At 61.5% G+C, this 19,728-nt stretch carries 16 protein-coding genes; 9 read left to right on the plus strand and 7 right to left on the minus strand.

The features are described from left to right. The first annotated feature begins 27 nt into the window (after positions 1–27). The 3 genes from BLQ92_RS31830 (at position 28) to BLQ92_RS31840 (ending at position 1,597) form a co-directional block, all read left to right on the plus strand. A complete protein-coding gene (locus BLQ92_RS31830; RefSeq protein WP_090691860.1) occupies positions 28–282 on the plus strand; it encodes a type II toxin-antitoxin system HicA family toxin in 255 nt (84 codons plus the stop codon). Further along, complete coding sequence (locus BLQ92_RS31835; RefSeq protein ID WP_090691863.1) at positions 279–620, plus strand: type II toxin-antitoxin system HicB family antitoxin; 342 nt, start codon at positions 279–281, stop codon at positions 618–620. Before BLQ92_RS31830 ends, BLQ92_RS31835 begins: the two co-directional genes overlap by 4 nt. A gap of 143 nt (positions 621–763) precedes the next feature. Then, complete coding sequence (locus tag BLQ92_RS31840) at positions 764–1,597, plus strand: class II glutamine amidotransferase (RefSeq protein WP_090691867.1); 834 nt, start codon at positions 764–766, stop codon at positions 1,595–1,597. 62 nt (positions 1,598–1,659) lie between these two features. Here the strand turns inward: BLQ92_RS31840 and BLQ92_RS31845 are convergent, their stop codons facing one another. Further along, positions 1,660–3,249 carry a methyl-accepting chemotaxis protein gene (locus BLQ92_RS31845; RefSeq protein WP_090691871.1) on the minus strand — a complete coding sequence of 530 codons (1,590 nt, stop codon included), beginning with the start codon at positions 3,247–3,249 and terminating at the stop codon, positions 1,660–1,662. A 337-nt stretch (positions 3,250–3,586) separates the two neighbouring features. Between BLQ92_RS31845 and BLQ92_RS31850 the strand changes: the two genes are divergently transcribed. Then, the gene (locus BLQ92_RS31850; RefSeq protein WP_090691875.1) at positions 3,587–4,447 is read left to right on the plus strand and encodes an MBL fold metallo-hydrolase; all 861 of its coding nucleotides are present in this window, start codon (positions 3,587–3,589) and stop codon (positions 4,445–4,447) included. Between the two features lie 27 nt (positions 4,448–4,474). On the opposite strand, the gene BLQ92_RS31855 is transcribed toward BLQ92_RS31850, so the two are convergent. Both BLQ92_RS31855 and BLQ92_RS31860 read right to left on the minus strand, forming a co-directional pair. Next, on the minus strand, positions 4,475–6,223 hold the full coding sequence (locus BLQ92_RS31855) for a cobaltochelatase CobT-related protein (RefSeq protein WP_090691877.1): 1,749 nt from the start codon (positions 6,221–6,223) through the stop codon (positions 4,475–4,477). A 5-nt stretch (positions 6,224–6,228) separates the two neighbouring features. Next, complete coding sequence (locus BLQ92_RS31860; protein WP_090691885.1) at positions 6,229–7,506, minus strand: AAA family ATPase; 1,278 nt, start codon at positions 7,504–7,506, stop codon at positions 6,229–6,231. Positions 7,507–7,893: 387 nt separating this feature from the next. Between BLQ92_RS31860 and BLQ92_RS31865 the strand changes: the two genes are divergently transcribed. From BLQ92_RS31865 to BLQ92_RS31875, 3 genes are all read left to right on the plus strand, one after another. Continuing rightward, entirely contained in the window at positions 7,894–9,000 is a 1,107-nt protein-coding gene (locus BLQ92_RS31865) for a porin (RefSeq protein WP_244106546.1), read from the plus strand. A 171-nt stretch (positions 9,001–9,171) separates the two neighbouring features. Then, positions 9,172–10,263 carry an NAD(P)/FAD-dependent oxidoreductase gene (locus BLQ92_RS31870; RefSeq protein ID WP_090691890.1) on the plus strand — a complete coding sequence of 364 codons (1,092 nt, stop codon included), beginning with the start codon at positions 9,172–9,174 and terminating at the stop codon, positions 10,261–10,263. 282 nt (positions 10,264–10,545) lie between these two features. Then, on the plus strand, positions 10,546–11,511 hold the full coding sequence (locus tag BLQ92_RS31875; protein ID WP_090691905.1) for a carboxypeptidase regulatory-like domain-containing protein: 966 nt from the start codon (positions 10,546–10,548) through the stop codon (positions 11,509–11,511). 103 nt (positions 11,512–11,614) lie between these two features. Here the strand turns inward: BLQ92_RS31875 and BLQ92_RS31880 are convergent, their stop codons facing one another. The 3 genes from BLQ92_RS31880 to BLQ92_RS31890 form a co-directional block, all read right to left on the minus strand. Then, a complete protein-coding gene (locus tag BLQ92_RS31880) occupies positions 11,615–11,902 on the minus strand; it encodes a hypothetical protein (protein ID WP_090691909.1) in 288 nt (95 codons plus the stop codon). Between the two features lie 219 nt (positions 11,903–12,121). Beyond that, the gene (locus BLQ92_RS31885) at positions 12,122–13,054 is read right to left on the minus strand and encodes a glycosyltransferase family 2 protein (protein ID WP_090691913.1); all 933 of its coding nucleotides are present in this window, start codon (positions 13,052–13,054) and stop codon (positions 12,122–12,124) included. Positions 13,055–13,267: 213 nt separating this feature from the next. Then, the gene (locus BLQ92_RS31890) at positions 13,268–15,211 is read right to left on the minus strand and encodes a putative bifunctional diguanylate cyclase/phosphodiesterase (protein WP_090691918.1); all 1,944 of its coding nucleotides are present in this window, start codon (positions 15,209–15,211) and stop codon (positions 13,268–13,270) included. A gap of 284 nt (positions 15,212–15,495) precedes the next feature. On the opposite strand from BLQ92_RS31890, the gene BLQ92_RS31895 reads away from it, so the two are divergent. Then, positions 15,496–16,449 (plus strand): J domain-containing protein, encoded by a 954-nt coding sequence (locus BLQ92_RS31895; protein ID WP_090691922.1) that lies wholly within the window; start codon positions 15,496–15,498, stop codon positions 16,447–16,449. Positions 16,450–16,513: 64 nt separating this feature from the next. On the opposite strand, the gene BLQ92_RS31900 is transcribed toward BLQ92_RS31895, so the two are convergent. Beyond that, on the minus strand, positions 16,514–17,974 hold the full coding sequence (locus tag BLQ92_RS31900) for a surface-adhesin E family protein (RefSeq protein WP_090691926.1): 1,461 nt from the start codon (positions 17,972–17,974) through the stop codon (positions 16,514–16,516). 534 nt (positions 17,975–18,508) lie between these two features. Between BLQ92_RS31900 and BLQ92_RS39670 the strand changes: the two genes are divergently transcribed. After that, entirely contained in the window at positions 18,509–19,564 is a 1,056-nt protein-coding gene (locus tag BLQ92_RS39670; protein WP_143016713.1) for a surface-adhesin E family protein, read from the plus strand. Positions 19,565–19,728 lie beyond the last annotated feature (164 nt).

A 19,728-nucleotide genomic window follows, 5' to 3' on the forward strand; every position in this document is an offset into this window, starting at 1 on the left:
TGATATCACCTTGTGATATCATCGACCATGAAAGTTAGGCACAAATCGACGTTGCACGCCGTATTCAGAAGACCGACGCACGGCGGCATCGTGTTCGCGGAAATTGAATCACTGATCGTTGCGTTAGGTGGCGAAGTTAGGGAAGGTGCTGGCTCGCGGGTTGCGTTTGAGTTGAATGGCAGTCGGCGATATTTGCATCGACCGCATCCGGGCAAGGATGCGAAAAAGTATCAGGTAGAGGAAGTGCGAGAGTGGTTCATCGAATTGGGAGTAACGCCATGATGAATGCAATGACCTACAAAGGCTATCTAGGTAAGGTCGGATTCGATCCAAGCAACAATATTTTTGTTGGGCATGTGCTTGGTGTGTCGGATCGAATCACTTTCCACGGCGAAACGGTGGCCGAGTTGACGGCCGACTTTCGCGAAGCAGTTGATCACTACTTGGACGATTGTGCGAAGACCGGGCGGGAACCTCAAAAGGCTGCATCGGGCAAGCTAATGCTCCGGATCCGTCCGGAGGTTCATGCTGCAGTCAGCGTTGCCGCTGCGGCTGCCGGCAAAAGTATTAGCCAATGGGCCGACGAGGTATTGGACCAGGCATCCCACGCGCTCGGTTGAGGCAGTAACGGGCTGGTCGTGGGCGAAGAGCGTGTGCGTATTTAGCGACGCCGTTCGGACGCTGATCTTTCGAATCATCGTGTCGTAACTCATGTCGACCCTGCCCCCGTCGATATCCCGAACAAAACCAGAGGAGGTCCCTCATGTGCCGCTGGCTCGCCTACACCGGAAACCCCGTCCAACTCGAGACGGTGCTGTTTCGCGCCAAACACTCGCTGATCGATCAAAGCCTGCATTCGCGCCTGGGCCACACCACCACCAATGGCGACGGCTTCGGCATTGGCTGGTACGGGCATCCTACCGAGATCCCGTTCCGCTACCGCTGCATGCAGCCCGCCTGGAGCGACCGGAACCTTCGCGAAGCCGCCCGCGCGATCCACTCGCCGCTGTTCGTCGCCCACATTCGCGCCGCCACCGATACCCCCGCTCAGGAAACCAATTGCCACCCGTTTCGCTATGGCCGGTGGCTGTTCGTCCACAACGGTCTCGTACGTAAGTACCCGTCGGTGCGGCGCGAACTGATGCTGGCGATCAAGCCGGAACTGTTCCCGTCCATCGAAGGCTCGACCGATTCCGAGGTGCTGTTCTTCCTCGCGCTCACCTTTGGCCTGGAGCTCACGCCGGTTACCGCGCTGGAGCGGATGGTGGCCTTCGTTGAAGCGACCGGCCGCAAGAACGGCGTCGACGATCCGTTGAACATGACCGTCTGCGCGACCGACGGCGAGCAGATCATCGCCGTGCGTTACTCCAGTGAACGCGACTCACGCTCGCTGTTCCATAGCACCTCGTTTCACCACCTGCACGAGTTGTATCCGCACGACCCTCGCATCGCCGCGGCCGGCGACGATGCTTTCCTTGTCTTGTCCGAGCCGCTGGTGGATCTGCCAGGCTGGTGGGAGGAGATTCCCGAGAGCACGGCGGTGGTCGCGCGTCACGGCGAAATCGAACAGTACGCGTTCAATCCGCATCTGGGCTAAGGGCGTGCTGCTCACGTGGTGCCTGGTTGAGCTTAACGGCGCTTTCTGCCGTGCCGTGTCGCTCAGCACCGCCCGTAGGCCGGGGCGCCCGCCGAACTCTCCCCAACATTGAACGCGGCGACGGCTGCTTGCAACTGACGCGCCTGGTCTTCGAATGACTGCGCTGCCGCAGCCGCCTGTTCGACGAGCGCCGCATTCTGTTGCGTCACGTTGTCCATCTGCGTAACAGCCGTGTTGATCTGCTCGATGCCTTGGCTCTGCTGGCCCACTGCCGAGGCGATTTCCTGCACGATGGCTGTCATTCGCGCCATCGCGCTTTGCGCTTCCTGAATCGTCGCGCCGGTTTTCTCCACCAACTCGACGCCCACGCCGACTTTGCCCACCGCGTTGTGGATCAAGCCGCGAATTTCCTTGGCGGCGCCCGCACTGCGCTGCGCCAGATTGCGCACTTCGCTTGCCACCACAGCGAAACCGCGGCCTTCTTCACCGGCCCGCGCCGCTTCCACTGCGGCGTTCAATGCAAGGATATTGGTCTGGAAGGCGATGCCTTCGATCACCGCGATGATGTCCACCATCTTCTGCGACTCCCCGGAGATGTCGCGCATGGTGGCGACCACTTCGACCACCATCGCTCCGCCGCGGTCGGTGACTTGCGCGGCGCTGGTCGCGAGCTGGCTCGCGCTGCGGGCGTTTTCCGCCGTTTGATGCACCATCGAGGTCATCTGTTCGAGGCTCGATGCGGTTTGCTGCAGCGCCGCCGCCTGGCTTTCGGTGCGAGCCGAGAGGTCGGCATTGCCGCTGGCAATTTCGCGGGCGGTCACCGCCACGTTATCGGCCACGCCGCGAATCTCGCCGATGGTGCGCTTCAGTGCGTCGCGCATGCGCCGGATGGTCTGCATCAGGCTGTCGGTGTCGTTGCTGCGGGTACGAATGGGGACGGTCAGGTTACCCGCTGCAATCGCTTCGGTAACACCCGCGGCGTAATGCGGATCGCCGCCGATCGTGCGTTCGATACTGCGATTGGTCAACGCCACCAGCAGGGCGAGCAGCAGCGCCAGCACGAGGAATACGCCGCCCGCTGCGTAGAGCGAGTTGCGAAACGCGGTGGCGATATCGTCGGTATAGGCGCCGGTTGCGATGATCCAGTCCCACGGCGCATAGCGCAGCACGTAACCGAGCTTGTCGACCGCTTTGGCCGGCGTGACGTGCGGCCGCGGAAACACGTAGTCGACAAAGCCGCCTTGCGGCGCCTGCGCGGCCGCGGCGAAGCTGACGTAGTGATGGCGGCCATCGGCATCGGCGACATCGCTAAGGTCCTTGCCTTCCGTCGCCGGCTTCATTGGGTGCATCACCATCTGCGGCCGCGAATTGATGACAAGAAAGTAGCCATCCTCGCCATAGCGGATGCCGCGCAAGCGGGCGAGCGCCTCTTGACGCGCCTGATCTTCGGTCAGTTTACCGGCCTGCGCCAACGCAGCGTATTCCTCGACAATCGACAGACCAATATGCGCGACGTTGACCAGGTCGTTCTTGCGCTCGTCGATGCGGGTCTGGTACGACAAATAAGCCGCCGACACCGATACCAGCAGCAGGGCGGTCAGGCTGACGAGAAGCGGCAGCCAGAGTTTTTGCTTGAATCCGAGCTTGCGCATTCACACTCCGTGAAGTGCCTGTTGAGTACGTCGGAGCCTTTTGCGACCGGCACCGGGCGGCGCATGGCGCACCACTGGGGCGAGTCCAGATCTCCCTCACCTGGTTATCGGCATTCGCCGCCTGAAAATTTCTAGAGTGAAACCCTCGATGCGTGAGTGGTTCTACCTGGTGCGCATAGGGGAAGGTGGGGCAGCATCAATTCCTTTCGCCTTGAGCCGTAGCGCATGCGTGAAAGCTCGCGCGTAGGGCAGAGTGTCGCGGTGCCGTCAGCGAGGATGGATTGATCGTCGTCACTCGTCGATAATAGGTCCTTCAATCGATTATCCGGAGCCAACGATGTCGCCCTTCGTAGAAGCCTTCTTCGATCAAGCCACTTCGACTGTGACCTATGTGGTGCATGCGGGCGAGGGTTCGGCCTGTGCGGTGATCGATCCGGTGCTCGACTACGATCCGAAGTCGGGCCGTACTTCTACGGCATCTGCACAGCGCGTGGTTGCCTTCGTCCGTCAGCATGGGCTGCGAGTGGAGTGGATACTCGAGACACATGCGCATGCCGACCACCTGTCTGCCGCGCCTTATCTGAAGCAGACGTTGGGCGGCCGCACGGCGATTGGCGAAAACATTCGCACCGTGCAGGGCGTATTCAAAGGCGTCTTCAACCTGGGCGCGGACGTCCAGACCGATGGCCGCCAGTTCGATCATCTGTTTGCCGCGGACGAAACGTTCACGATCGGTTCGTTGACAGCGCGTGCGCTGCACGTCCCAGGCCATACGGCGGCGGATATCGCTTATCAGATCGAGGACGCGGTGTTTGTGGGCGATACGCTATTCATGCCGGATGTCGGTTCGGCACGCTGCGATTTCCCTGGCGGCGATGCGCGGATGCTGTATCGCTCCGTGCATAAGCTGCTCGCGTTGCCGGCGCATACGCGACTCTTCATGTGCCACGACTATCCGCCCGCCACACGCGAGCCGCAATGGCAGACCACCGTAGCCGAGCAGCGGCGCAGCAACATCCATCTGCACGACGGTGTGAGCGAAGAAGAGTTTGTGGCGATGCGCACGGCCCGCGACCGCACGCTCAGCATGCCGATGCTGATCCTCCCGGCAATCCAGGTCAACATCCGCGCCGGGGCGTTGCCAGCAGCGGAGGATAACGGCGTGCGCTATCTGAAGATTCCGCTGAATGCGCTGTAAATGCCTGTGGATGCGCTGGAAAGGCAGCTAGCGCTTCAGCAGCATCGCGCTTAGCACGGAGAACACCGTAGAGGGCAGTTCCGCGAGCCGGCTGACAACCACGTTGTGCGGATAAAACGCCTCTACCGCATCCGTGAGCACACCAATCCCCACCAGTTCGATACCGCGCTTCTGGATGGCCGCCACCCGCTCGCGCAGATCGCTGCGCAACACGAGCGGGTCGCCGTCGCCGGTAGCAGGGTAGCCATCGGAAAACACCATCAGGATGCGCCGCTGCGCAGCGTGATCCGCAAGCCGCGTCGCGGCCCAGGCGAGCGCCTCGCCGTCCGGATTTTCGTGGCCGCAGTCGATGCCGGTAAGTCCGCTCAGATCCGCCGCGCCGAAGCGTTTATAAATCTGCAGATCGAGCCGTTCGACTAGCCGGTTGTAGCGGTGCAGATCGACGCCAGCGGCGCGCTGGCGTTCGTATAGTTGCTTCATTTGCGGCGATTCGATCGAACTGTAGCCGAGCACTTCGCAATCGAAGCCCAACTGGGTCAACGCATCGCCGAGCGCCGCCGCACACAACTGCGCCAGCTCGATCTTGCGCCCAGCCATCGAGCCGCTGCGGTCGATCAGCAAGGTCACGGCGACGTCGCGCCCTTTGGTGGCGCGCTTGACCTTGAACGGCGTGCGATAGCCGGGCGAGGTGGCAAGCTTCGCCAGCGACGGCCGGTCGATCTCGCCGCGCTCCTGCTCGCGCCGCCAGCGCGTGCGCTCGTCGGCGCTGAGCGCTCGTTCGAGCTTTTCCTTGAGTTGTGCCGTTTCGGCACGGGCGCGTGCGCGCAACTCGCGCCACGCGGTCATGTCGCCGCGCCCGGTCTGATCGTTGACGACGTCGAATTCGGTGGCGAGCGGAATCGACATCACCATGCGTGCAGAGCCGCGCAGCGTTTGCGTGGTGCTGTCCGCTCGCGCGGCTGCGGGTTGCGCGTCGGCGAGGGCGTGGCCCATGCCGGCGCCGTTTAGCGCCTCGGCACTGCCGCTTGGTTCCAGGGGCGGGGGCGCCGCGCTTTCTTCGCTCGCGCGGGTGCCGTCGCTTTCGAACGGCGCCAACGGTTCGAAGGATGAACGCAGCGGATCGGTATCGATGTCCTCGGCGGTACCGGTAGTGAACATCATGTTGTTGACGTCACCGGCCGAGAGCGTGCGAATCCGCGCCAAAATCGCCTGTGCCGCGGCGATGCTGTCCGCGGTCGAGCGGCTGCGGCTCGCGTGCTCGAGCAGATCCTGAGCAGCCACCAGCGCCGCGGACAGCGACTGGCTATCCTCCGCACCGCTGGCAGGCTCGTCCCAAAGCGCACGCTCCACACGCCAGATAAAGCGCTCGCGCCAACGCATGCGATTCCACTGCTGCTGGGTGCGCGCCGCAGCATGCGCACGCAGCTTGCCGATAAACCAGCGGGCGCCGGGATATTCGTCGAGCAACTGCGCACACACGCGGCGGTCTTCGATCACCTGCGCCAGATTCGCCGCGACGCCTCGCGGCAGCGCTTCGAGTTGCGGCAGCGCGGAATGTTTGGCGCGCGCCACCAGCAGGTCCAGATAGCCGACCAGCACGTCGGTCGAGAGGCTGTCGCCCACCTCGTAGTCGGGAATCACGATGCGCCCCCGCTCCACGCGCGGTCCATCCGGGCTGAACACGACGCTCACGCCGTATTGTCCCGTGAGGACGCGCGCGATCTTGCTGAGCGCGGATTCGAACTCGAAGCCTTTGGCCTCGCGCGCCGTGTGCATCGCGCTCACTCCGCGGGAGCGATGTGGTGACGAATGATGCCGCGGATCAGCTTGGCGTCTTCCGGGCTGATCTTGGCGTAGATAGCGGGTCCGGCCGCGCGCTCGGGGTCGCCGGTGCGCAGCATCAGTTCGGCCCAGTCGAGCAGGCGCCGTGTCGAGAAAGCGCTCGCCAGGTCTTCGCGGGCGAACGCCGCCCGGCAATCGGCCGCGATGGCCGCAAGCGTGGCGGCGACAGTGCGGGTCATAAGCGGCGCGAGCGTGCGCATCAGCACGTCGGCTTCTTCCGTCGGCGACAGATAGTCGAGCAGGTACACGCGCCAGCGGTCGAGAAAGGCCTCGTTCATCAGGTTCGCACCTTGATACAGATGGCGGAACTGGCTCATCGCACCGACCGCATTGGCGGTGGCGAACAGACGAAACGCCGGATGCGGCGCGACCACCTCGTTGCCTTTTTCCTTCAAGGTGAGGCGGCCGTGCGGTTCCAGCACGGCGGTTAGCGCCGCGAGAATCGACGGTTCGGCGAAGTCGATCTCGTCGACAATCAGCCAGAGCCCTTCGCGCATCGCGGTGGGCAAGACGCCGTCGACCCAGAGGGTCTCGCCACCCTTGACGGTCCAGAAGCCGACGAAGTCGCCGACCGTCGTCTGGCCGTTCATGTTCGAGCGCACCACGCCGTGCTGGGCCCGTGCCGCCACCTGCTCAATGAGGCTGGTCTTGCCCGCGCCGGTGTGGCCGATCAGCATGACCCGTTTGTTCTCGACGATATCTTCGACGATGTCGTTAAAGCGCTCCGAGAACAGATACGCCGGGTTGACGCGCGGCACCAATGGGCCGCCGCCGCCGCACGGCACGGCGACCTGGCCGACGCGCACGGTGGCGGCCGCACCGCTTGCCAGGGCTTGTTCCGCGTAAGCGGGTTCGGCCATTGCGTTAGCATCACCCGGGTCGCCGGCTCCGCCTGCACGCCGCTTTGCCGCCGCCGCGCGCTGCAGTTCAGGCATGAAGGCCGCACGTTGCTGTGCATCCGCTTGCGGCACCGACCCGCGCGCCTCGAAAGCAAACCCTTCGCGATGCCACTTCTTCAGCTTGGCGCGCAGGTTCTCCGCGTCGACCACCAGATCGATATCGACGGCCGCGTTGCCTTCGGTGGGCTGGATGGCATGTTCGAGGCGATAGGTTTGTGGTCGATCCGCCACGCTGACCCGCCACCATTCGGCGCCGGTGTCGGTGTTGCGCAGGTACAGGCCAAGGTGTTCGTCGTCGGTCAAGTCAGGTGCGTTCATCGGAGGGCGTCAATCGGGTTTAGCCATGCCGGCTGGGGGCAAACGAGTATCTTATCCCGGACCTGCGACGGGGCGCAGCCAGGAATGAATCGCTAGCCGCAGAGACTTGCGGCGCGCGTCGAGTGCAACATCGGCAAATAGTAATTGCGATAAACGAAATATACGGTCAAAGTCGCATCACCTATAGTGCGAACGCGGTCGCATATGTTTTAAAACAAACCGTAATTCGGTCATCGCTTCAAGCTGTTCCAACTATTATCAAGCCTTAATCGGGTGCGCCCGGTGTTGCGTGGCGCAGTCCACGGTTTCATTTGCAGTCAGCGTATCCAGCGTCGCAAAAGACGGCCCACATGCGGGCGAAACCACGATATGGCATTCGGCACAACAATGAGACTACGTACAAAACTAATGGCCACCTTGCTGGTGGCAAGCCCTCTCGCACATGCACAATCCAGCGTCGTTCTTTACGGCCGTCTGGACGCCGGCGTCCAGTATTTGAACCACGTCAGTACCGCCAATGGCGGCACCGCGACCAGTTGGAGCGGCGAAGGCGGCGACTGGGGCACCAGCATGCTGGGCTTCAAGGGCAATGAGGATCTGGGTGGCGGCCTCAATGCAATCTTCACCCTGGAGACCGGTTTGCAGGCCATGAACGGCACGACGAGTGGCGGCCGGATGTTTTCGCGCCGGGCGTTTGTCGGGCTGAAAGACAATCAGTGGGGCACGCTGCAGGCCGGCCGCAATCTGTTTATCGACAGTGACGGCGTGTGGGAATTCGACCCGATGGTGCAGCAGGCGTTTTCGTCGGCCTCGCTCGTGCGCGGGCGCAACTGGCAGCAGACCAGCAACAACATCGAATATCACAGCCCGGTATTCGGCGGCTTCGACGTGCAAGGCCAGTACGCCTTCGGCAATCAACCGAACGGCTTTAACAACGGCGCGCCCGGCGAATTCGGCCGCTCGGACGGCGTGATGCTCTCGTATCACTCGCAGTTGTTCGACGTGCGCGGCATTTACGACGAACTGCGCGATAACAACGGGCAGTTCACGAATATCTTCAGCAGCTCGCGCGAGTTCTTTATCGGCGCAAACGTGCACTTCGATTCGATCAAGATCCAGGGCGCCTATACGCACTACTCGGCGCCGGATACACCGGCCGGACTCGCGGATAGCGCCAACTACTACTGGCTCGGTGCGACCTATTCGGTGAATCCGGCCTGGGCCGTGACAGCCGCAGGCTTCTACGTGGACATCGGCGACGGCGGTGGCGATGCAACGCACGATCCGTCCGGTCACGCCACCATGTACACGCTTGGCACCACCTACAACCTGACCAAGCGGACCTTCCTGTACGGCACGCTCGCCTACGTGGACAACAGCAAGCAGGCCAATTTGTCGCTGCTTGCCAATCCGCGCGAGGGCACCTCGAGCACGAGTCCGCTGCAGGGCGAGTCGCAGACGGGCGCGTACGTCGGCATCATGCATCAATTCTAAAGACTGGCAGCGGTGCGGGTGGGGCTGCCCACACCGCTCGTGGTGTCATCGTTGCGGCGGTGCGGCGGAGTCTGTATGGTGGCTAAACCATGCGCGCTCGGTGGGGCCAGGTTCTGTGCCTGGTTTTGTGCATCTTTCCCCCGCGAGCGCGTCCAACCTCAAGGACGCCGAATGACTTCCGAAGCCGCACCGCCGCCAGATACCTCACAGGTACCATCAACGCCGCAGCAAGCCGAGGGTGTCTTGCGCACCGACGTGCTGATTGTCGGCGCCGGGCCGGTCGGCCTGTTTGCTGCGTTCGAGGCGGGCGTGATCGGCCTGTCGTGCCATATCGTCGACGCGCTCGACGAGGTGGGCGGCCAATGCATCGAGCTGTATCCGGACAAGCCGATCTACGATATTCCCGCGATTCCCTCCTGCACCGCTCGCGATCTGGTCGAGCGTTTGCTGGAGCAATGCCGGCCTTTCGACGTGCCGATCCACCTCGGTGAGCGCGTCGATAGCGTCGAGCAGCGCGACGACGGCCGCTGGACAGTGAAGACGAGCCAGGGTCTCGAGTTCGATGCGGCCGCGATCCTGCTGGCGGCCGGTAACGGTGCGTTTGCGCCGCAACGCCTCATGCTGGAAGAAGCCGCGCCGCTGGAAGGACGGCACGTGCATTACAGCGTGCGCAACCTGGCCGACTTCGCCGGCAAGAATGTGGTCGTTGCCGGAGGCGGGGACTCCGCACTCGATTGGGCGCTGGCCCTGCGCTCGGTGGCGGGCAAACTGACGCTCGTGCATCGGCGCAATGGTTTCAGCGCCGTGGACTCGAGCGTGGAGAAGATGCGGCGCGCGGTTGAGGCCGGCGAGATGAGCTTCATGGTCGGCGCGATCGCCGGTTTGCATGCGCCGGGCGGCAAGCTCGAATCGCTCGAGATTCGCCAGATAGGCGGCGCCACGCAGATCGAGGCCGAGCACGTCGTGGCGCTGTACGGACTCGTTGCGGACCTCGGGCCGATCGCGGAATGGGGCTTGAGCCTGCACGCGGGGCGTGTCGACGTCGATACGTCGAACTACGAAAGTTCGCGCCCCGGCATCTTTGCGGTAGGAGATATCGCCAACTATCCGAACAAGCAGAAGCTGATTCTGTCCGGCTTCCACGAGGCATCGCTAGCGCTGCGTAAAGCCTATACCTATGCGTATCCGGAGCAAAAGCGCGTACACGTGCATTCGAGCTACGACGCCAAACTCGCGGCGCGAGTGGCTGGCAGCGCCGGGTAGGGTGCGACTTCGCGCGACGCATCGTGCGAAGCCGCAGCCTCGATCCACGCAAACGGCTCGAACATACTGGAACATGGCGGAGATCGACTAACCGGCATGTCCCACGGGCCGTATTGGACCTAAACGGGTTTGCTACACTGCGATTGGGTTTTATTCCGCCCACAACTTATCCCCGCAAGACCACACCTGCCGCCGTTGCTCGTAAGAAGTTAAGCGAAGCGCTCTGAGACGCTCCCCAATTCGACCTGACGCCGCGCTCCCGAGATAGCTACGGAGGTACCGATGTCCCCTACGTTTTCCGCTTTGCCGAAGACCATGCGGTGGGCGTTCGTGTGCGGCGTCGCGGCGATGGCCTTGAACGTGCAGGCGCAGCGGAGGCCAAGCCAGTCTGAGGCAGTGCCGTCGCAACTGCTCAGCGACGACGAGCGGATCGATTTCTGTACACAAATGCATCGGGCGTCGACGCCTCAGGAGCGCAACGCAGTCGCCGCGCGGATGCGCGATACGTTGATGCCGCGAGCGAAGGGGCAAGGGGTGCCTTTGCCCGGATGGGTGCTCGAAGGGCGTCCTGCGAATGGGGGCGGCAGCATCCCTGGATTAAGTTGCGAATCCGGCGCGGGCCGGCCGCGGGCTACCAGGTCGGCGCAGACTGCGGCGCAAGCGGCCGCGCCGGCTGCCGTGTCCCCGCCAGTTCCGGCACCGGTTCCAGCCAGACAGACGCCCGAACGCAAGCCGCCGCATCAACTGACGCAGCATGAACCGCCGCCTCATGAGCCTGCGAGCCACACACCGCCAACGCATGTGGCGTCTCCGCCCATCCTGGCTGCGCAAACCATGCCGGCGCCCAGCGAGCCGGCCGAGGACTCGCCCGCGCGCAACGCGGCAGCCGGCGACATTCCGGTCGCCCATGACCACGGCATTGCTTATGTGACAGGCGGCGTGGGGCAGGACGAAGTGGCCGCGTTTCGCGGCCTCGCGTCCGGTTACAACATGCGGGCAACGTTTACGACCGGGTCGGGCGAGTATCTGTCGGGGGTCGTAGTGCAGGTGGCGAGATCGGACGGCACGGTTGTGTTCAGTGCGACGTCCGATGGACCCTATCTGTTTGCGCGGTTGCCGCAGGGGCACTATAGGCTGACGGCCAGCCTCGACGGCGCACAGCGCAGCCGCGATCTCTATGTTCCCGCACGCGGCGGAGTCAAATTCACGCTGGTATGGCCCAGCTTGCGCGCGAACTCGTCAAACTGAGCGGCACGTTGTGTGCAGAGGAACGGCGCGCGACGTGCTGCGAGGCAACGGCGCGCACCGGTCGCATCGCCCGGTGCGCATTCGGCACGAATCAGACAGCCACTCAATTGCCGTTGTAGACGGTCCGATCGAGGGTCTTGATCTGGCCGTCGGTCTCCGCCTGATACAACTGCTGCTCCACGTCCTGGCGGGTTTCTTCGGCCGGCGAGCCGGCGGCCGTTTGCCCGCTGGTGTCCATGCCAACGCCGCTGTTGGCGGCGTTATTGGCATTAGCGTTGTCGTTCATGACAGGCGCGGCTTGTTGAGGCGTGGTCGGGACATCCTGCGCGAAGACGGGGGCTGCGCAAGCCATCACCGAGACGGCTGCTGCAATATAGGCGATTCGGTTCATCATTGACTCCTGGAGGAAGGACGTTAGGACTTCGGCTCGTTGCATGAAGCAGGCCGAATTTCGGTCTCCACAACGCCATGCCAGTCTACGAGTGTGGTGGTGTCGCAATGCTGACGCCCGGATGACAAAATGGTCAGGTAAGAGGCGGCACGACAGTGCCCGAAAAACGGCCAACACGGCCGCTGAAATGCGTTCAGCGATATGCAGCGGCATCAAGCGCTAAAGCCGCGCGGCCCGCTCCGGATTGACAGACCCCGAGCAGATTTCGGCGACGCCGATGAAATTGCCGATCAGCCTGCCGCGTCGGTCCAGGTGCGGCTCGGGTTTCATCGATTTGACAAAGTTGACGCTGATGGCGCGGAAAATATTGCTCGCGGCCTCCTTGCGCGACAACACGCCCTTGCGATACAGGTAGATCGCATTGGCGACTTGCGAGTAGCCGAACTTCCTGCCCGACACGCGGCCGCCCGACAGTCCGAGATGGACGCCGAGCATCTGATGGCAACGCACCAGTTCTCCCCGGTCGGCCACCACGAGTCTTCGCGAGAAGTCCTGATCTTCAAGCCACCCATATAGCACCAGCCGTTCGTCGAATCTGACGCCGCGAATCGCGTCGACGCGATAGGCCATATTGCAGCCATAGAGCGAATTGCAGGCGTCGAGCGAAACCGGCTCGACAGCTTCGTCTTCCGCGCGGCCGACGATATCGAACGCTTCGCTCCACGAGACCGGCCGCCCGGCGGCGCCGTCCCTGAGCGTGCGGCCCGACAGGCCGATCACCGCGCGCTGTGAATGGAACACCTGCCGGCACTGTTCGATCCAGTGGCGCCCGGGTGCGAAGTCGTCGTCGAAGAACACGACATAGTCGATCTCAGGCGGCAATGCGTCGATGCCACGATTGCGCTGGGTGGGCAATCCCGGCGGCCCGTACAGGCGGCGCACCGTGAGCGTCTCGCCTTCGCAGGCACCCACATCCGCCTCCTGCGAGGCCGAAAAAATCACCAGATCGGGGCGCACCGTCTGCCGCGCTAGCAACGCCAGGACCCACGGCGTAGCCGCAGGGCGGCCTTTGGTGGCAACGATGACGGCGATGCGTGGGGGACGGTAGCGCGAAGCGTTGAAAAGTGCAGGCGGGTCAGCGTGAATGGTCATGAGTCCCTCCAGATCGTGCCCGGGAACTCGCGCACCATGCCGGAAAGCGCGGTGAACGGCAGACCTTTAGGGTACGTCGGGAGTGGCGCGCTGTGGCTGTCCTTGTCCGAAACGGCAGGAGCATCGTCGGACGAAGTCAGGGCGTGGGTCGGGGCAGACGCTGAAGAGGCATAGCGAGCCGGCACGGTCAGCCCCAACTCAAACCCGCCTCCCTCAAACTGCGTTGAGCTGGAACGACGGCATCGCGTGGGCCGGCATCGGTTTGCCGAACAGATAGCCTTGCATCACGCATCCGCCCAGCGAGGTGAGGATCTCGCATTGCGATTCGGTTTCCACGCCTTCCACCACGCACTCGAGTTCGAGGTTGCGGCACAGGTCCATCACCGACTTGATGATCTTGCCGGACGCCACGTCCGTATCGACTTCGGCGACAAAGCTGCGATCGATCTTGATCGTATCGAAGGGCAGCCGGTGCACGTAGCTTAGACTCGAATAGCCGGTGCCGAAATCGTCGAGCGAGACATGGCAGCCGATCTGCTTAATGAGCGACAGCGATGCGCGCGCTTGCCTGAAGTCGCGCGTCACCGCCGTCTCGGTGATTTCGAAGTGCACCCGCTCGGCTTCGGTGGGGCTTTCCTGCACGATCTCCAGCAGTCGCCGTGCGCGTGGCACCGATGAGATGTCGAGCGCGGAAAGGTTGAACGACAGATAGATGTGCGGCGGCCAGTTGGCGGCCTCGGCAAGCGCCTTGCGCAACAGCACCTCGGTGACGACGCGTATCAGGTCGGTGCGCTCGGCAATGCGGATGAACTCTTCCGGTCCCACCTGGCCGAGCTTCGGATTGCGCCAGCGGCCCAGCGCCTCGAAGCCGACCACGCAGCGGTTGACCACGTCATAGATGGGCTGAAACTCCAGATACAGCTCGGCGTCGAGATGCGCGGCCTTCAGCTCCTGGGCGACGAGACTGGCGCGCCGCACGCGGTGTTCGTGCTCGGCGGAAAACACCACAGCGGTGCCGCGCCGGCTCTCCTTGCCAACGTAGAGCGCCGCATCCGCACGTTCGAACATCTCGGCCACGCTTACGCTGGCCGGCGGCAGACCCGCCCAGCCGACCGTGCCGGAGAGCTCGGCCGTATTGTTGCCGACCATATAGGGACGGCTGAGCCGGTCACAGAGCGTCTGGCCAAGACGGTCGAGTTCGTCTTCGCTGAGGCGCCGCTGAATGATGATGCCGAATTCGTCGCCGCCTAGCCGCGCGAAGAAAATCGCCGGATCGGCCAGCGTCAGGAGTCGCGCGCCGACCTCCTTGAGGACGAGGTCGCCGCTCGAATGGCCGTAGATGTCGTTGACCTGCTTGAAACCGTCGAGGTCGATCAGGCCCATGTGGAAGTTGGCGGTGTCGCCCGTGCCTTGCTCGGCGAGCGCGTTCAGCGACGAGAAGAAACTGCGCCGGTTCGGCAGGCCTGTCAGGCTGTCGATGTTGGCGAGCCGGAAGTTATCGTCGCTGAGTTTCTGGGTGGTGGAGTGGCTCAGCAGCAGCTCGCGCTTCGACGAGACGAGGCTCGCGAAGTTACGGTAGTAGAGGTGGACGATGAAGGCGAGGGCGACGCCGACGAACAGCATATCCACGGCCATCGCGATGAAGACCGGACGCCCGACCGCAATCAGGAAGATCGTGAAGGAGCCGATCACGATCGTCAGCAGCACCAGCGCCGCGGCACGCAGATGCATCAGGCAGAACACGCAGCCCACCACGGTGGTGGCCATATAAAACGCGACCTGCGCCTGCTCGTAGGCCGGGCCGTAGGGGAACAGCAGAAGCGACCAGGCGGTGAAGCCGACGCCGAAGGCACAGGCGAGCCAAAAGGTTTTGCGCAGTTCCGGGACCGCTTGCTCATGGGTGAGTGTCACGTGCCGAAACCGCCACCAGCGGGCGCAACGGATCACGCAGGCCGAGCACAACGCAAGCGGGCAATAGATGACGAGCCATGCCGGCGCGCAAGAGATGTGCGTGACAGCCACGGCCAGCGTATTGACCACCAGCATGAAGTAGAGCAAGGGGATCTGGCGGCCGAACGCCAGCATCTGCGAGCGGACTAGCTCCGGGTCGGTCCCGTCCACCGTGAAGGCCCCCTTTATTCGAGCTACCGAGTCCATCAGTGCTCCTTGCCTGGAATGGGATATAACCCTCTTATAACGGCATCTCGCGGAACATCTTCAGTGTAATTTCAATGATTTACCTGCTGCGGAGGTGAAATTTATGGTGTGTTCGCTGGGGCGGGGATTGCGCAAACGTTGTCGTGCTGCGTGCGGGTTTTTGGGGGAGGTTGGTGGCGGAGAGGATTGCGGAGGCGCCGGCTCTAGCGTATCCCTAAGGCTAAAGAATTCTGTTTTTGAGCCGATATTCTGTCGATAAGGGGGCAAGTCCATATGGAAAGCACATGCACACCCATTACGACAATCTCAAGGTCACACGCGGCGCACCGGCTGAGGTGATTCGGGCCGCCTATAAGGCCTTGAGCCAGCGTTACCACCCCGACAAGAACGACAGTCCGGATGCGCAGCGGATCATGCGCATCATCAACGAGGCTTACACGGTGTTAGGCGACGCGGACCGGCGGGCCGCCTACGACCGGGAACTCGCGGCGCGCGAGCAGGACGACCCGAAAGTGCAGGGGCCGGCGCCGAACGCCTTTGCAACGGACAACGGCAGCGCAAGTGCAGCATCCTGGCCCTTCGATATGGGCCGTCAGGAACCGGGATTCAATGGGAACGGACGGACGGCATACGATGCGGCGGCCGCCTATCACGCGGCTTCGAACCCAGGGGGCCTGTCGCGCAAGACGATGTTCGCCGCAGCCCTCGTCGCTCTCCTGTGCGCGTTCTGGATATGGCACGCCTCGCATCGTCAAGCCGCGCCACAATTGGCGAGCGACGTCGCGCAGTCGACCGGCGCCTCATTCGCATGGACCAACCCGGTCAGCCACGCCAGCGTCAACATAGACAGCATCTGGACGCTGGCGGTGACGCAAAGCGACAAGGGACAACCGATCTATACCTTTACCGAGGGATCCGGGCGCGCTGCGATTGTCTTTGCACGGGAGGATCTGCCTGACGTAGGGTTCGACAAGTACATTCCGGCGTATCTGCACAACAACGCCGCGACGATGCCGCTCGGCGCACCCGGCAATCGGGAGACGATCGACGGCCACGAAAGCTGGTCGGCCGACGGGCATCTGATCGCGTTCCCGGCCACGAGAACCCACGTGGAGTTGCGTCATATCGGCTCCTCGTTCTGGCGCCTGGTGACTGTGCAGGCACAGCCCTACGAGGACTCGGACGATGCCGCCCGCACTTTGAAGGCACGGTTGTGGAGCACGCTGGCGGGTCTTTGATGCGGCACGCTGCTGCGATGTCGATCGGCCGGTCTGACGTATAGAGGTGTGCTCAACCCGCATCTCATTGCTCGATCGATACGGCATCGATATGGCTGATCCGCTTACCGTAGCTATTCGATTCGCTTTCCGTGACGAGGAAGAAACGAAGCGTCTCCACGTAGTAGCCCGACCGCGTCGAGTGGTCGCCCGCCATACAATCGATCGGCCATGCACGGCCCGGAAGGGCAGCATTCAGCGTTGAAGCATCCAGCGGTTTTCCGATCCGACACGTCGTCTCATCGTGGTTGACCAACCCGCCTGGCTGCGAGCCTCTCGTGCTGCTTCGATAGTTGAAAGTAGCGCCTTCAGCAAACGTCGATATCGCCGTGCTAAGTTGTTCGGTTAGGCTTCCGCCGATCTCCGGCGTGTTATTGATCATTCTTGAGCCAAGTTGAGCAAACCCACCGACGGAAGCGCGGTCGACGTAAAAGTAGTGATACGACTCTCGCAACAGCGTTGTACCGTCCTGCTGCGGTTGCAATTCGATCACGTCCTGGGTTTGAGGAAACTGGGATGAAGAACTGGTTAGCGTCACGGTTGCTTTTGAAAAGCGTGCGACACCGGGCAGCGCCTGACTGAATGCGTCCGCTGCAGTGCGCACGTCGTCGGGTATCGGGCCGACTTCGATGGCGGGCATCTCAGGGGTTTGCGACTTCACGCGGATAACGCTGCCACCGATCGGGCCGGAGAAGTGCTCGGGATCGATTGGCGCGCCACACACGGCATGCGCGACCTGTACAAACAACGGGTCGGACTCAATGGGAGAGGAGGGCGGCGGTTGATCGAGTACTTTCGTCGCGTCAGTAATGCCGCCCTCAGGTGAAAAGTAGTAGCGAATCAGCACTTGCGCGTTCCCGGCTGCGCAATCGAGAGCGATCGATTCGCGAATTGAATCATACGGGGCGCCATAAGGCGGATTGAGCGTGATCTTCGGATAGTCGATGCGCGCCCAAACCGTTCTTACCTTTCCTGAATCGCGCACGCTGCGCGTATCGATCTGAAACAGCGCATCTCCACCTCCTCTGCCGATGTTCACGAGACGCTCTCGATACAGAGGTAAGGCGCATATTGCCCTCAGACGCACAAGTCCAGGCGAGCCCTCGCTTTCCGACCGATACACCGCTTGCCTGTAGGATCTGGACGCGCTTTCGAAAAGCCGGAGGAATCTGTTGCCTTGATAGGTATCGATCAGCAACGTTCGTTCACGTTGTGCTGCGCAATCGATCTGTTCGACCGACGTTGATTGCATCGTATCGTCGCGGACTGCCCCGCCGTGCTCCATACGATAGACCGGACCCTGTTCGACGAGGTAGATATCGTCACCGATACGAATGGCCGATTCCGGCAGGTACGTGGACATGGCATCCGTCGGCACCGGAACCCAGTTCATCGCGATTGCGTTCCCGGATAAGCCAGCAATGGCGAACGATAACGGCACGAAAGCGATGCGCCAGCGGCGGAGGAAGTCGGTCTTTGAAATCATATACTGGATCAAGGGTGGCTCAACCGGTCGAGTTCAGACGGCGCTCATACCTATATGCACCCCTCAAGCCGTGTTCGTGGAGGAATTATGTCTCAATGGGTTTTCGACAAATTCCGCAGAAACTTGACCTTCGCCACTCCCAAAAAGCCCGCGCGTGGACGCATCAGGTGACCGTTTCAGATCGTGCCATGCCTTTTGCATGAGACGCGTGCCCGAGATGATCGTCGACCTCGACCGAGGGACGAAGTGCGGCCATGACCGGTCATCCAGCGTCGTCGGCTAAATTCCGAACAATTTCCGCAATCATGGGGCGCGTGTGGACCTCAATCGGATCAATTCCCGCTCGACCATGCTTCTGAACATCACTGCTTGATCGTCGAGTTCGCGTTGTGACTTCGATCTCATTCGGCTCAAGAGCTCAGAAATTATGCCGTTAATTGCAGAGATAGGGCCGAAACGGAAGGTATGATTCGACCAATCACAATTCATAATTCATAATTCTTGCCGACACCAACATCGATCATGAAGGCGACAATGCAGCTGCCAATTTTCCGCATCACGTTCTCTATCGCCCTCCTATGTCTCAGTGGCATTAGTCAAGCAGCACAGTCCGCTGATCCGCTATCGACACTCCCTGCCGATCCTCAACAAACCACGCAACCGCAGTGGGTCAAAGCGGTACCACCATACCCCTTAACACTGTTTTCCAAAGCTGAAGTGGATCTGAACTCCGTTAAGCAAGGTGACAACGGTCAAATCACTGCTTGGGAAAGAGACACCTACGAGAAACCGCAGCAGCCTTCAACTGACTATGTGTTCCAGATTGGTGAAGCTCATTATTTAATCGATTGCAATGATGGAAAATACACTTCTCTAGCAGTGAATACTAGAAGAGCGAATGGAGACTTGGTTAGGTCCGTTCCAATGCCCGAGTCCGTACAAAAATACATGGCCGACGTCCCACCTGATTCATTGATTAGTGCCGAAGTGACTCTCGCCTGTGCGCAGGCAAAAAAGAATTGGCCTATTGATCAACATTATGATTTGCACATTAAGCCCAAACACGTCGCTACGATCACACCTCTTACATCACAAGAAAAAGAGAAAATAGATCAAGCGATAGCCCAACGGAAGGAAACCGACAAACGTAATGCCCCCGTCGTTGAACCACTACTGACCGCACAAAATGGAAAAAACGTATGCCACACGATGAACGGAGTTGATGGAAACCCGTCTTCCTATGAATTGTGTGATGCACAGGGCATGTTCTCGCATGACGTCTATAGCGTTCGGATCGGAGGAATTATCTTTCTTCGAGGAATCGATGACGATACGACCAAAGGCATTGACGGTGTGTTCTATGGTAGTCCAATTCGACTCCAATGCGAGCCTGTCAATCAGTTGGCAGATGGTGTAACGAATAAAACTATAGAAGGTGCCATTCAGGCCGATAGGATGTCGTCGAAAAAAATCTCGTTCGATGATGAATTGAGGTTCGCAATACTGACCAATGTAGTCGAGATCGGGAGACATTGCACACTGAGCAATACGGACGGCGTCATGGCAAAGCTTGACGTTGTTTCTCCATAACGAAGCAAGTTGTGGCAACAGGCGTCTTGCGCGGATGTCCGTAGTTGAGAAAGCTGGATGTCTCTTGTGGGTCGCGCGCTGCCGATCGCAGCCTGGCGCGGTTGAAGCTGCGTATGCCGATTGCATGAGACGTCACGCGGCCAGAAAGGGACACTCGACCACTG

It is taken from the genome of Paraburkholderia phenazinium, assembly GCF_900100735.1.
GTDB lineage: Bacteria > Pseudomonadota > Gammaproteobacteria > Burkholderiales > Burkholderiaceae > Paraburkholderia > Paraburkholderia phenazinia.

Coding starts and splice junctions, on each gene's coding strand:
- BLQ92_RS39670 (WP_143016713.1), top strand. CDS start 18,509: ATGCAGCTGCCAATTTTCCGCATCACGTTCTCTATCGCCCTCCTATGT.
- BLQ92_RS31895 (WP_090691922.1), top strand. CDS start 15,496: ATGCACACCCATTACGACAATCTCAAGGTCACACGCGGCGCACCGGCT.
- BLQ92_RS31875 (WP_090691905.1), top strand. CDS start 10,546: ATGTCCCCTACGTTTTCCGCTTTGCCGAAGACCATGCGGTGGGCGTTC.
- BLQ92_RS31835 (WP_090691863.1), top strand. CDS start 279: ATGATGAATGCAATGACCTACAAAGGCTATCTAGGTAAGGTCGGATTC.
- BLQ92_RS31900 (WP_090691926.1), bottom strand. CDS start 17,974: ATGATTTCAAAGACCGACTTCCTCCGCCGCTGGCGCATCGCTTTCGTG.
- BLQ92_RS31865 (WP_244106546.1), top strand. CDS start 7,894: ATGAGACTACGTACAAAACTAATGGCCACCTTGCTGGTGGCAAGCCCT.
- BLQ92_RS31885 (WP_090691913.1), bottom strand. CDS start 13,054: ATGACCATTCACGCTGACCCGCCTGCACTTTTCAACGCTTCGCGCTAC.
- BLQ92_RS31830 (WP_090691860.1), top strand. CDS start 28: ATGAAAGTTAGGCACAAATCGACGTTGCACGCCGTATTCAGAAGACCG.
- BLQ92_RS31890 (WP_090691918.1), bottom strand. CDS start 15,211: ATGGACTCGGTAGCTCGAATAAAGGGGGCCTTCACGGTGGACGGGACC.
- BLQ92_RS31860 (WP_090691885.1), bottom strand. CDS start 7,506: ATGAACGCACCTGACTTGACCGACGACGAACACCTTGGCCTGTACCTG.
- BLQ92_RS31855 (WP_090691877.1), bottom strand. CDS start 6,223: ATGCACACGGCGCGCGAGGCCAAAGGCTTCGAGTTCGAATCCGCGCTC.
- BLQ92_RS31870 (WP_090691890.1), top strand. CDS start 9,172: ATGACTTCCGAAGCCGCACCGCCGCCAGATACCTCACAGGTACCATCA.
- BLQ92_RS31840 (WP_090691867.1), top strand. CDS start 764: ATGTGCCGCTGGCTCGCCTACACCGGAAACCCCGTCCAACTCGAGACG.
- BLQ92_RS31850 (WP_090691875.1), top strand. CDS start 3,587: ATGTCGCCCTTCGTAGAAGCCTTCTTCGATCAAGCCACTTCGACTGTG.
- BLQ92_RS31880 (WP_090691909.1), bottom strand. CDS start 11,902: ATGAACCGAATCGCCTATATTGCAGCAGCCGTCTCGGTGATGGCTTGC.
- BLQ92_RS31845 (WP_090691871.1), bottom strand. CDS start 3,249: ATGCGCAAGCTCGGATTCAAGCAAAAACTCTGGCTGCCGCTTCTCGTC.